Source organism: Acidovorax sp., from assembly GCF_046314175.1.
In the GTDB taxonomy this organism is placed as follows: domain Bacteria; phylum Pseudomonadota; class Gammaproteobacteria; order Burkholderiales; family Burkholderiaceae_C; genus Acidovorax.
The window spans coordinates 33,281-46,615 of record NZ_JBKBXG010000043.1 but is presented as its reverse complement, the minus strand read 5'-3'; the positions used below and the strand labels follow the sequence as shown (position 1 = coordinate 46,615).

Below are 13,335 nucleotides of genomic sequence, written 5' to 3'. Positions count from 1 at the left end.
AAAGCTCGATGTCCGATGCTCACAAGTCAAGGCCGCCACAGTAGCCAGCTAGGATGGAGCCCTTCAAAACAAGGGAGTGAGCCTGTGAGTAAATCTGCCTTCAGATGGTTGGTCATCGTGTCGTTCGTATTCCCCACGCTTTGCGCAATCGGTGACGCCACCTTCTTCTCGCACCTGATCCCTCCGGAAATCCAGGCGGCGATGGACCAATACACCGAACAACAGGTTTCTGAGGCTTCGTGGGGGATACTTGCTTTTTCTACGGGGTTGATAACGCTGCTTGTCGCTTTCGCGGTAAACGTTTATGGGTTGATGCGCTTCAAGCCATGGGCGCCAAAGTTTTCGATTTGGACCAGCGTGGCTTGTTATGTGGTCCTGCCGTTCATGGGTGTAACCGTAATGTCAGGTATCACTTACGCGGCAATGTCTCTTGGGTCTGCGCTGTGGGGAATCGTGGTGGCGCTTCCCTTCGTATCTCCCGCAGTTAGGCAACATTTTTGGCCTGGCAGTCACTCGCTCCGTGCAGCAGGCCATGAAGTTGCCAACGGCTGATATCACCCTCTCGTCCCGCAGCACTGGACCGCCTTAGAGGTGGTTCTTACATACCTGTCATCAGCTACCATCGCCCTGTCGGTTACTGAACACAGCCGACACCCTCCCTTTTGCAGCCCGCCCCGTGCGGGCTTCTTTTTTGGCTCATCTCCTACGGCGCTAGGCAACGGCGCGGCGCTCAATGGAATCTTTCCCCAAGGAGCTCAACATGGCAAACGACCCCAACGACCACCCCGCACACCGAGTCCCGGAGACATTCCCGCTGCCGCCTGGCGATCTGCCACCGAGCACAGAGCAGCCAACCATGCCACCGCAGCCACAGCTCCCCCTGTCTGGGCCTGACTACGTTGGCGAGGTGGAGGATGAAGGCGCGGATCCTGTGGGTCAACCGCCTCGGATGTGAGCTGAGAGCCGTTTTCGATCATCTTGGCTAGGGAGAAGTTGAGCACATGCTTTGACGCACTTAGACTTCCGTTTTCGGCCACAACCTGCCATTCGCTGGCGTCAGCTTTCGAGTGGGCCAGTCGCTCTCGAAGCCTAGCGAGAGCCGAGCCAACCTAAAAAGTCTGGTGCACTCATGGCGCGACCATACAACCATCCCTGCGCTTCTTGCACACCAATCTGCCTAAGGCAATCCTGTTGTTGACGGTCTTCTACACCTTCCGCGATGAGCTCAAACCCCAGGGCATCCGCCATCGCCGCAATAGCGCGCACGATGGCCTGATCCGACGGATTTCCCACCACGTCCCGCACGAAGGCGCGGTCCACCTTGAGCCGGTGCAAGGGCAATAACTTGAGCATGGACAGAGAAGAGTAACCCGTACCGAAGTCATCCAATGCGATCTTCACTCCGAGCTCGGCAATGCGGCTGAGGCGATGCTCAACCTGCGGTACGCGTTGCAGCGCAGTTTCTGTCACCTCGATCTCGAGGTCTTTGGGATTCATACCCGTCACTTTGAGTTCGCGCGCCAAGTCCTCGGCAAACTGGTCGTCCTGCAATTGCAGGGCTGACACGTTCACCGCAAGCCGTCCCTGCACGAGGCCATCACGCTGCCACTTTGCCCAGGTAGTCAGGGCTTGTCGCAGTACCCAACGGCCCAACGGTTGAATCAGCCCACATTCCTCTGCGACGGGAATGAATCGATCCGGGCCAATCGAGCCTAACTTATCTGAGTGCCAACGCAGCAGTGCCTCGGCACCGACCACCGAATTACCGTCAATGCTCACCTGTGGTTGCCAATGGATGGACAGTTCACCATTGTCAATCGCATGCAGCAGGCCCTGTTCGATCGCCAAGCGCTCATTGGCTACTTCTGCCATTTTGGGATGGTAGCGAGCATATCGATTGCGACCAGCCTCTTTGGCTGCGTACATGGCAATGTCGGCCGCCCGAAGCAAAGCGTCAGGTGTGGGCCCGTCGTTCGGGTAAAAAGCGATACCGATGCTGGCTGACACCTGCACTGACGAACCTGCTGCAAGATCAAATGGCTGTCGCACTATCTCCAGCAAGCGCCTCGCCATGGCGTCCACATCCGCGTCTCGCGCGGACTGAATCAGCAGCAAGAATTCATCGCCGCCCAACCTGATGGCGTGATCGCCAACCCGCAGCACGTTGCGGAAACGATCGGCAATGGTGATCAGCAGGGCATCGCCCTTGTCGTGACCCAAACTGTCGTTGATGACCTTGAACCCGTCCAGGTCCAGGAACATCAGAACAGCAGGGTTGTCATCGGATTGGGGTGGCGGCAATGCACTCAGTAGGTCGCGCAGTTGGTTGCGATTGCCAAGCCCCGTCAGCGGATCGTGATACGCCAAGTGCTTAATCCGACGTTCTGCATGCCTCAATGCAGAAATGTCGGTGAAGGTCAGGACGCGGTTGGTGATTGAGCCCGAATCGTCACGGACTGGCGCTACATGTTCCCACGCGGGGAAGGTGGTGCCGTCGTGCCGCAGGCAAACCACCTCGGCGTGCCCGAGAACATCAACAGGGGTGGCATCCAAGAGTTCGCGGTCACTACCGCGGCGCGCGTGCAGAAAGTCGTTCGGATGACGACCCCGAATATCTGCCGTAGGCCAGCCCGTGAGCATGGCAAACGCTGGATTGGCAGTCATCACTCGCCCATAGGTATCCAGTATCAAGATGGCGTCGGCAGCCGACTCGAACACAACCGTGGCTTGCCTTGCAGCCTCCTCTTGCTCTACTTGCCGTGTCACGTCGCGGCAGATGCCGACCACCGCGAGTTCGTTGGCAACATAACTCGCGTGTACCTCTAGCCAGCGGGCGGGAAGTTCGGTATCTGGTGAGCGCCATCGCGCAACGATGTGAAGGTCGCCACCATGGTCGAGCAAATGCTGCACCTTGGCTTGGGCGTCTTCGCTGAGATGCAGGAGGAACTCCCCCACTGGCATGCGAAGGCCTCGCACTGAGCAGTCGGCAATAGGCGGGAAGTGACCATCGATCTCCACCAGGTCCATGCCTTCGTGCAGGGTGACCACGGCCAGCTTCCCTGTATCCAAGGCAAGCCTCAGGCGCCGCTCGGCCTGCATGTGTGCGTGAGTGGCGCGCACGCGGGCCAAGGCCATTTGAACCGTGGCATTGAGCTCGCGCTGCCTGACCGGCTTCACCAAGTAACCAAATGGTGCGACTTGCTCAGCCCGGCGCAAGATATCGCTGTCCGCATAGGCGGTGAGGAAGACGATGGGCACGTCGGCGAAACGGGCAATCTCCTGGGCGGCCAGAATGCCGTCGCCGCCTCTGCCCAGGTTGATGTCCATCAGTATCAGGTCGGGCCGGTAAGACATGGTCAGAACCAAGGCCTCGTCCTGAGTGGCGGCTGTACCCACCACATGGAACCCCAGTGACTCCAAGGTCAACTTCAGATCCAGTGCCACGATGAGTTCGTCTTCCACGACAAGGAGGCTGGCTGTCGTGGCGTGGGCTGAGGAAGGCGGTGTCGCGTTCATGTTGGTGTGGATTCAGGGGGCAACTGCAGCGTGAAGACAGCACCTGCCTGACCAGCTACCGGACAGCGCATCGTCGCCTGCAACTGTTCTGTCAGCAGGCTAACCAGGCGCAGGCCCAAACTGGCGGCCTTATGTAAGTCAAAGCCAACAGGCATGCCGATGCCGGTATCGGCCACAGTGACAACAATGCAACGCTTCAGCCTCCCAGCGCGTACCGTGACGCTGCCCTGACCATCCGTCCCAAACCCATGTTTCAGTGCGTTGATCAGCAGTTCGTTCACCACCAAAGCAACCGGCACCGCCTGATTGAGGTCAATACTCAAGCCAGTGTCAGGCGCCTCCACCTTGAGATCGACACGCCGCAGGGTCTCCCCGTGTATGTCGCGCAGGCTTGCGACCAGCCGGCGCAGGTAGGGACCCAGTTCCAGTGTCGAGAAGTCGTTGCGCTCGTACAGCAGTTGGTGGGTGAGCGCCATTGCCATAACGCGGTTCTGGCTGTCCTGTAGTGCCTGCTGAGCTTCTGGCGCAGCGCCGCGAGCCTGAAGGTTCAAGAGGCTCGCAATGATCTGCAGGTTGTTCTTGACCCGGTGATGCACCTCCTGCAACAACACCGTGCGCTCCTTGAGCGCTGACTCGGTTCGCAGCTGCGCGGCCTGTCGATCGGAGATGTCGATGGCTGACGGAATCAGGTGGGTGATGCGGTCATTGTCGTCCCGCATCGGGACCAGCATGAAGTCAAGCGCCATGCGGGTTTCACCCGCCATGCGCGCTGTCACGTCCTCGCGCACCACTTCACCCAGAGAGGCACGGGCGCAGGCCTGGCGCATCCAGTCCTGACTTTCGGCTGAATAGTTCCACCAGTAGGTGTCCCAAAAGGGGCGGCCTATGACGTCTTTCGCATCAACACCAGCCGCTTCCAGCGGTGCCTTGTTGGCTTCGATCAAAGTACCGTCAGGCGTCATCACCCCGACGAAAGCAAACAAGCTGTCCAACACGCGCCGCAATTGCTTTTCACTGTTGGCCAACGCCTGTTGCGCCCGCAACTCGGCGGTCAGATTCACTGCTTGAACGTACACGCCGCCAATGGTCCCATCCGCGAGCCGTATTGGCAGGTAGCTGGCTTCCCATTCGCTGAATTGCCCGGGAGAATTGGGCATTTCCACGCTGACCCGGAATTGCGCGTGATGCGCACCGGCATCCAAGACGCTTCGCAGCAGAGGCGCCAGAGTAGAGAAGGCTTCAGGCAGGATGTCTTTGACAGTGCGGCCCAGGTGCTCCTCAATCGAGCGGCCATTGAACGCGGCCAGGGTTTGGTTGATGAAAACATAGCGAAGATCGCGGTCCAACACCGCCTTGCCGACAGGTGAGTCTGCGTCGAACATGGTTTGCAACGTTGCAAACCACAGCGGATCCTCCTGATTCACGGCAAAACTCATAGTCCCCCAAATCGTTATGTTTTTTATCGTCTCACGAACCAAGGCGGGCGTAAAGGGAAGGTTGTCTTAGGTTGACTGCCCTGGTCGGATGGACAGCTTGCCCTACGTAGGACGAGTGCCGCCAGACCGCTCACGACCGACGCTCAACACACGGCCTTGCCGCAGTTGTCCAATGCTTATCGGACCATCGGCGCCAGCGCCACCCTGCAATTCCTGTACGGGGATTTCATGGTGAACGAACTGTCACTGCAGTTGCCCTGCGGTGAGGGCGAGCCCATCTGGTTGGACATCGAAAAGAACGGCGCCACACCGCTTTCGTCGCCCAGCAGTTGGCCTTGGCTGCCAGCGTGCAAGCGTGAGCTGTGCTGGCCAAAAGGACCGCTACACCCTCCCCGTCAATGGTTCAGCACCTATCTGCAGAAGGGCGAGACACCCGAGCTATCCCTGCTTCAGTACCCGGAATACAAGGTACTGAGTCAGAGCCGCCACTTAAAATGCGGCATCCCTGTGATCTGCAGGGCAACCGATTGCGCATCATGCTGCGTGACTTGCCCGGCGACCGCGGCACCATGGAGGCCGGCCATCCAACGCAAATGCCCGCAATGAGCCCGCTAGCGTCTCTCGCCCTTTGAAACTGGCCGCTTTGTACAACACCTTGAAGTGCCCGGCCTGTGGCTGGAGCGCGGCGCCATCAATGCCGCCGACCACCGCCTCATGCAAAGCCCGCTGGGCCTGGCCGGGCACCCCTGCATGGCCAGCCTGTCTTTGCGGCAGGCACCCCGCTAGACCGCACGCGGCGCGAAGCAGCGCTGGACACCGCCCGCGCCGTGCTGGACGCCCATGCACTCAAAGCTACCGCAGGTGCGACCAGTCCCAACCCACAAATGGTCGTGCTGCGCTTGCTGGCGCCGCAGGTGGAACCTGCGATGCAGTTGCTCAAGGCCGTGCGGGTGGCTTGGCGAGAGGTGATGTGGAACCTAACAGGCGAGCCACCGCGAATCTGGGCGATGTAGTTCAAGTTGCGTTCGCCCGAAGTGACGGAGCAACACAAATTGAACGATGAACGGACGAGGTGTCTCAGCGCCCAGCGCTCGCGCCTCTGCCATCGGTGCCCCCGACCCCGCGCGCGTTGAACGCCGGTTAGGCGCCGCCAGTCGGCGGAACACGGGGCAAAGACAAAGTGAAGGCTGTGTTGGCACCCTGCGACACGACGTTGACCGATCCACCATGCGCCAGCGCAATCTCGCGCACCACATACAAACCCAGCCCCAGATTGGCGCCAGCCAAAGGGTGTTGGGAAGCGTCACTGTCGCCGTCTCGCGGCTCGCGCACCAGGGGGTCGAACAAACGGGGCAGCAGGTGCGGGGCAATCGGCTTACCGGCACTGTACACTGTCAGTTGCACTTCGTCCTGGCGACTGCCATCGATGACAATCTCTATCGGCAACGCGGAATCGGCGTACTTAACCGCATTGAACACAAGGTTCGACAAAGCCTGGTGCAGCCGTGTGCGGTCCCACTGGCCTTGCATGTCTCCGTGGTTTTGGACAGCAAGGGTGCGCTCGGGATAGACCGCGTTGATTTCGTCCAGCGTATTGCGCACAAACTCGTCAAGCAGCATAGGCGCTGGAGCGATGGCAATACCCCTGCCCAGGCGGCGGGCGGTGTACTCCATGAGGTCGTTCAGCAGCGCCTTCATCTGCGCAACGCTGCGAAGCGTTAGCAACGCATGGCGGCTGTCGTCGGGCCGTTGGCGCAGTCCGATGGCCGCGCAACTGGCGATGGTGCTCAGCGGGCCACGTAGGTCGTGCCCCATCATCCCCAAAAACAGGTCTCTGGCCCTGTCGACCTCTTCCACAAAAACGTCTACCGACTCTGCCAGGGCCTGGTCGATCGCCTCGTTGAACCGCACCATGTCTTCCAGGTCCTGGTCCCTAAGCTGCGGGTGGGCCGCCTGCCAAAGGCGCAACACCGTCGCACGCAGCGCGCGGTACTCAGCGACCATCTGCCCGATCTCGAAGCCCTGGCGTTCACGCTGACGAGCATGGCTGCGCGACGGAACGTTGGCAGACGTCGACGCCTCCTGACTGGTCCCTTCCGATTTGGTTTTTCTCTCCGCCTCGCCCTCGATGCGATCCATGTTGACGACTATTTCCTCGAGGATCGTTCTGCCATGGTCCAGCAGCGCTACGTGATCCATGTCGCGAGCTGCCGGCAACTGCTTGCCCGCAAACGCGACCCAGTCGCGCAAGATTGAATCCAGATTTGACGTGATGAAAACAGATAGGCGCATTGGGGCATTGTGTGCGCGCCCGTGCACGGTTGCAAATGGCCGCCGACCGGGACCGGGGCGCAGATGCACTCCATCGCAGCTCGATTCATCGTGGAAACGAGATGCGGATGTAACGCCCCTGTAAGGTGGGCTGGGCTTGAAAAGCCGAAGGCCGATGCGCCCTGACCGCGCATTTGCGATCTAAGGTGCCCCGCGCCATGTGGTAAATCGGCGTATGTGCGACACCGAACAGACCTGACGGGCAGGTTCGTGTTGAGCGCCGTTCACGCTGGAGCGCGCAGCCAACACCACTGAGTTTCCGAACCCGGCGGGCTTGGGCCACCTGCGTGCGGTGGCAGGCAGTCATGTGCTGCCGCCGAGACCGGAGTGAGCCACCGCGCCGACCTTCGATTGCGCCACTTGTTCCGCCCCCGCACCCAACAAGCATGTGGGGATAGAGCCACTCGCGTGGCTCACGGGGCCGTCGGCACATGAGTCAAGCTGATTTTGGCCGCGGGATGCCCTTCGCTATGCCACAAGCTCGCGGTGGTCTAAGGCCCACAATTTAGCCGCCCTCGATGGAGGTTTTGTGCTCTCTCAACTCAAATCTCGGTCTGTTCGGATAGCTCAAGAGCATCGTCGACCTCAATGCCAAGGTAGCGGACAGTTGACTCGATTTTTGAGTGGCCCAGGAGTAGCTGGACGGCGCGCAGATTCTTGGTTCTACGGTAAATGAGCGTAGCCTTGGTGCGCCGCATGGAGTGCGTTCCATACTCTGCTGGATCCAAACCAAGCTGCAACACCCAACGCTCAAGAATTCGGGCGTACTGACGCGTCCCGAGATGCGGCGACTTGTGAAGTCGGCTTGGAAAGATAAAGTCTTCTGATTTCAGCTTAGCGGTCTTGATCCATTGTTGAAGCGCTTCACGGGTGGTCGCCGTTATCTCGAGCTGGACGGGGTGATGAGTTTTGTGTTGCATGACCGTCGCTCGCGATGCGATTTGGTCGCCATGGCAAACATCACGGACCTTCAGGGCGACCAAGTCGCATCCGCGTAGCTTGCTGTCTATTCCCAGATTGAAGAGCGCCAACTCGCGCACTCGGTTCTCCATCTGGAGGCGCACGCGTAGCGCCCAGATGTCTTTGGGCTTGAAGGGCGCCTTCTGACCAACTATCTTTCCCTTGTTCCAGGGTTCGCGACGAACGACGGCTGCAACGGATTCCATGATGGTCTCCCATCGAGTGGGGGGACAATGACCATGCGCGTTCTAGATGCCGTTGTCCACTAGTGACCACACTAGCTGTGTCAGTTCTTGCGGTTCAGAACAACGCCCGGTGTTGTACTTCACTGTCTGCTCTCGATCGCAGCAGTCGTTCAACGACTTCGGATCGAGCGACAGCAACCAGCCTAAACCAGCCTCTCCTAAAGGATTCTGGGGTTTCTCACTGTGTTGTGAGCACGGAACACCCGCTCACTCGGCATACTGTGATGCTGATCGGAAGATGAATCATGACTCACTCGATTTCCGCCGAAAAACTCCTTGTGGTCAATTCGATTGTTGCCAAACTTGTGCCAGAGCTTAGGCGAAGAGGTGTCCATCATGCTGCCAGCGCCACGTCCCCGGCGCATTGGATGTTGACTGACTACGGTTTGGACATGAACTTGGCGGAAGGTGTGTTGCTGAGTCCAATCGAGCCGGCACTGTCCTCACTTCTGGATATCTGGCCGGAATATGGAGGTGGGAAGGTTCTCTCTGTCAGCTGGTATCCATCAAGGCTTTGGCATCCTAGGCGAGTGGTCGTGTTCAAGCCCGGATCTTGGACACAGATGCTTTGCATACAGGAGTAGTAGAAAGAGAAGGTTTCGTTGAGACCATCGCGTGCCGTACTTGAGTGGTTGCTGCAGCGCACCAAAATGAGTTTACGACTTTAGATTGACGGATAGTTGGCCGAGCAGTGCGCTGGGCCGCATGAATGCTGGGCCGGGGTTTACGACTTTAATTACCCAGAATAATTGATATTCTGGGTAATTAAAGTCGTAAACACGCAAATAAAGTCGTAAACAAGCCTCCAGCATTCATGCGGGTTTGCGGGGTGGTCATGTGTAACAGTAAAGTCGTAAACTCGAACTTGACGGGTAAAGACGACCTGGAAATACGAAGCAAACCGCAGCCCTGTTTGGGCTTGTTGCTATATAAAAAAGAGCGCTCAGTTTGAGCGCTCTTTTTCTTTGGTTTACTAGAAGTTCTTGCGGTTCGAGCAGCCCCTAAACGCTCCAATGACTGCAAGAGGCTGAATTCTGCCCCGCGGCAAAAGACGCTAGCGGGCGCTGAGACGCCAGTGGAAACCATTCCCCAAAGCGGTCATCGACTCACAATCGACTTGCGCGCAATCCGGAAAGAGCGAGTAGAGAATCTGCGGGGCCATACGCCGCCAATGCGGCGTCCCTCTTTGCATTTGTGACATCAGTGGAAGCACGCAAATCGGACTTGATCGATAAGGCTTTGGCGGGGCTTACTCCTGAATGCGTGTACGTTCGGCTCTTCTGGGATTCAGTGAGGTTTGCTGGTAGTTATTTATATGCTCATGCCGTGTACGTTGAGAATGGCCGAAAGTTCTACTGGAGCTTCTCCAACCTGGGTTTCTATGCGGGGAGTGACCGGCTGTCCTTGGAGGCTCAGCAATCCCCGTCACGATTTTCATAGACGGTTCAGCCTCATGACGTCGCATTGCGCCCAAGAGTTGCCCACCGTAGAAACACGAAGAAGACATGGCTGTCGCACATTGCCAATCTTCTAGACCGAACGCTCGTTTGACCTTTTTTGGAGTCTGAAAAGCCACATGACCAACGCATCGCAGCAACTGATCGAAGCCGACGGTATTTCTATGCACTACGCCATAGGTCCCCGCCAAGTCACAGTGCTACGCGACGTCAAGTTGCGCGTCGCTGCCGGCTCAAGCGTAGCGATTGCCGGCCCCTCCGGGTCTGGCAAGACTTCGCTGCTGCTGCTGCTTTCGGGCTTGGAGCGACCCGCCGCAGGGCGCATTCGTATCGATGGGGTTGATTTGGGCAGCCTCAACAGCGATGGCTTGGCCGACCTGCGACGCGAACGGATTGGGATCGTCTTTCAGAGCTTTCATCTTCTTCCCAGTCTGAGTGCGCTGGATAACACTGCCTTGCCCCTGCAAATGACCGGTGTCGCCCGCGCCCAGGAGGCCGCTGCCCAGATGCTCCACCGGGTGGGGCTGGGCGACAGACTGCATCACCGGCCAAGCCAGCTTTCTGGCGGTGAACAACAGCGGGTGGCGATTGCAAGATCGCTAGTGCATCGCCCGCGCCTGCTTTTGGCAGATGAGCCCACTGGCAATCTCGATGATCAGACTGCCGAGTCGGTGCGTGAACTGCTGTTCAGCCTCAACCGCGAGTTGGGCACAACCTTGGTATTGGTGACACACGACCTGGAGTTCGCGGCGCGATGCGATCGAGTGCTGCGCCTGCATGACGGCCAACTTCATGAAACGATGTCCAACAACCATCTGTCGGGGCCTCATCATGCCGTTTCTGCTTAGTCTGGCTTGGCGCGACCTGCGCGCAAGCGGAAGCCAGCTTTGGATATTCGTGGCATGCCTGGTGTTGGGCGTTTCACTGGTCGCAGCCAGTGGTGGCCTGTACCGCCAAGTGGCCGACGCGTTGCGCAGCGACGCTCGGTTGATTTTTGGTGGAGACGTGGAGGTGCAGGCCAACCAGCCTCTGCCTTCCGAGGCGCTGGCTTGGATGCAGGCCAATGGCACCGTCTCGCGCGTGGTGGAACTGCGAACGATGCTGCGCACAGGCTCCGGGCGAGCACAGCTGATTGAGCTGCTCAGTGCCGATGATGCCTATCCGCTGTATGGAGAGGTGTTGCTAGAGCCGGGCGGGACATTGGTCGACACGCTAGCGCTTCGCGATGGGACTTGGGGCGCCGCAATAGACGCCTCTTTGGCTACGCGACTGGATCTCAAACCCGGAGACCGTGTGGCCATAGGCGACCTTGAGCTTGTCGTGCGCGCCGTTACCGTGCGCCAGCCCGACCGCAGCCTTCGCGCCGACTGGGGCGCCGCACCCGTGCTTGTCGCCGAAGGGGCGCTCATGGCCACAGGCTTGGTGCAGCCCCTCAGCAGGGTGGAGTATCGGTATCGAATCCGCACTGAGCAAAGTGCTCCTATTTTGCGAGACTCATTTTTGGCGGCCTACCCTGCACTGGATGTAGAGGCACGCAGCTTCGATGAACGCAGCGACCGCATGACCGAGGTGCTCAGTCAAATTGGATCGGGTTTGCTACTTATCGGGTTTTCTGCCCTGTTCATCGGTGGCCTGGGCGTTTTCAATAGTGTGCAGGCCTATCTCCAGGGGAAACTCATCAGCCTCGCCACGCTACGCGCGTTGGGTCTGCGCGATGGACAGTTGGCAGCATTCGTACTGTTGCAAATACTGCTGCTGGCGGTACTGGCTAGCGCAGTAGGTGTGGCAATCGGCATGGGCCTGGCTCTATCCGGCGCGCAGTTGGCAGCAGACAAACTTCCCGTGACCTTGCTCCTGCAAAGCCTGTGGAAACCAGCACTGATCGCTCTGTTGTTCGGAGTGCTTACCGCGTTGGCTTTTTCCTTGCCAGCGTTGGGGCGCGCTTTGTCGGTCAGCCCTGCGGCACTGTTCCGTGGCGTAGAGGGCCAGGCACTGCATGCGCCGCGCTACGCAAGATGGTGGACGGCCGCTGTCTCAGGGATCACGATGGTCTTGCTCGTTTTCACGCTGCCCGACCCGCGCTTTGGTCTCGCCTTCGTGTTTACCACTGCCGCGCTTCTTGGCGTGCTCGACTTGGTCACGCGCGGCTTACGTCGCGCCGCGACCCGAATGCAGCACTCTGCATCACTTCCACTGGCATTGCGATTGGCTCTCGCTGGCTTGCAGCAGCAGCACTCGCCGTTGCGCACCGCCCTGCTGTCGCTGGGATCTGCCCTGACGCTGCTGGTAGCTTGCACGTTGGTAGTGGCGACGCTGCTGCGCACCGTCAACGAAACAGTGCCTGAGAAGGCCCCAGCCTTGGTGTTCTACGATGTGCAGACCGATCAAATATCGCTACTCAAAGAGACCTTGCAAGCTTCGCCCGGATTGCAGGGCTTGAAAACCGCGCCGCTGGTACTGGGCCGGCTGGTGGCCGTCAACGGGGAGACTTTGCGCGACAGCGACGACAACGAGCGCGCACGCGAATCGCGCGACGAACACAAGCTCAGCGACCGCAGCGGCAATTTTGATGACGTGGTGGTCGACCGCGGTGTTTGGTGGCCAGAGAGTCACCGAGGCGATCCGTTTGTTGCCATGGAAGACCGCGAGGCCGATGGGCTGGGTCTGCAGATAGGCGACAAACTGCGCTTTGAGGTGATGGGCAAGCCAGTGGAGGCAACGCTGCAGGCTATCTACAGCCAGAGGCGCATGCAATCGCGTCTGTGGCTTGAAGCCATTTTTAGTGATGGGGTGCTGGATACCTTTATCACTCGCCACGTAGGGGCCGCTTGGATGCCCCCAGAAAACGCACTGGACGCACAAGATCGGCTGGCCGCCGTCGCGCCCAATATTGCAACGGCACGCACAGAGTCCATGCTGCGTGAAACGCGCGCGCTCATGGGGCGTGCAAGCGGCGGCTTGGCGGTCATAGCTGGAGTGTGCCTTGCTGCCAGCTTGCTGGTTCTGGCCAGCGTGGTGGCCGCCAGCCGCACCCGCCAGCTATATGACGCGACGGTAATGCACGCACTTGGCGCGCGCAATTCACTGCTGCGCCGCGTCTTGGTGTTTGAATACCTCATTCTTGCCGCTGTGACCGCCTCCTTTTCCATAGCGGCAGGTAGCGCGCTGGCTACTGCGCTATTGCTGTGGCGGCTGGATATGAGCCCAGTCGGACTTTATTGGAGTGGGATGCTTACCGCAGTGGTCACGAGTGGCTTGAGCCTGGGCATGGGTGCTCGCTATCTTCTCGCTCGGATGCGGCTGAACCCGGCCATGCTCTTGCGCAGTGGAGGCTGAAACCAGCGCAGTTACTCGGCTGAGAAGGCCGTGGGAGGAATCCGCTTCAAGCGC

The 13,335-nt window shown here is 59.2% G+C and carries 7 protein-coding genes and 1 pseudogene; 4 read left to right on the top strand and 4 right to left on the bottom strand.

What is annotated here, in order from left to right:
- The first annotated feature begins 84 nt into the window (after positions 1-84).
- Complete coding sequence (locus ACK4OE_RS13900) at positions 85-552, top strand: hypothetical protein (RefSeq protein WP_409885397.1); 468 nt, start codon at positions 85-87, stop codon at positions 550-552.
- Positions 553-1,089: 537 nt separating this feature from the next.
- On the opposite strand, the gene ACK4OE_RS13895 is transcribed toward ACK4OE_RS13900, so the two are convergent.
- A complete protein-coding gene (locus tag ACK4OE_RS13895) occupies positions 1,090-3,516 on the bottom strand; it encodes an EAL domain-containing protein (RefSeq protein ID WP_409885396.1) in 2,427 nt (808 codons plus the stop codon).
- Complete coding sequence (locus ACK4OE_RS13890) at positions 3,513-4,952, bottom strand: sensor histidine kinase (protein WP_409885395.1); 1,440 nt, start codon at positions 4,950-4,952, stop codon at positions 3,513-3,515. The genes ACK4OE_RS13895 and ACK4OE_RS13890 overlap by 4 nt, the downstream gene beginning before the upstream one ends.
- Before the next feature lie 624 nt (positions 4,953-5,576).
- On the opposite strand from ACK4OE_RS13890, the pseudogene ACK4OE_RS13885 reads away from it, so the two are divergent.
- Positions 5,577-5,965: pseudogene (locus ACK4OE_RS13885) on the top strand (urease accessory protein UreD); the annotation flags it as partial.
- Positions 5,966-6,092: 127 nt separating this feature from the next.
- On the opposite strand, the gene ACK4OE_RS13880 reads toward ACK4OE_RS13885, so the two are convergent.
- Positions 6,093-7,244 carry an ATP-binding protein gene (locus ACK4OE_RS13880; RefSeq protein WP_409885401.1) on the bottom strand — a complete coding sequence of 384 codons (1,152 nt, stop codon included), beginning with the start codon at positions 7,242-7,244 and terminating at the stop codon, positions 6,093-6,095.
- Positions 7,245-7,825: 581 nt separating this feature from the next.
- Positions 7,826-8,449: a tyrosine-type recombinase/integrase gene (locus ACK4OE_RS13875; protein WP_409885394.1), complete on the bottom strand. Its 624-nt coding sequence runs from the start codon at positions 8,447-8,449 to the stop codon at positions 7,826-7,828.
- 1,615 nt (positions 8,450-10,064) lie between these two features.
- Between ACK4OE_RS13875 and ACK4OE_RS13870 the strand changes: the two genes are divergently transcribed.
- Complete coding sequence (locus tag ACK4OE_RS13870; RefSeq protein WP_409885393.1) at positions 10,065-10,793, top strand: ABC transporter ATP-binding protein; 729 nt, start codon at positions 10,065-10,067, stop codon at positions 10,791-10,793.
- Positions 10,777-13,281 (top strand): ABC transporter permease, encoded by a 2,505-nt coding sequence (locus tag ACK4OE_RS13865; RefSeq protein ID WP_409885392.1) that lies wholly within the window; start codon positions 10,777-10,779, stop codon positions 13,279-13,281. The genes ACK4OE_RS13870 and ACK4OE_RS13865 overlap by 17 nt, the downstream gene beginning before the upstream one ends.
- Positions 13,282-13,335 lie beyond the last annotated feature (54 nt).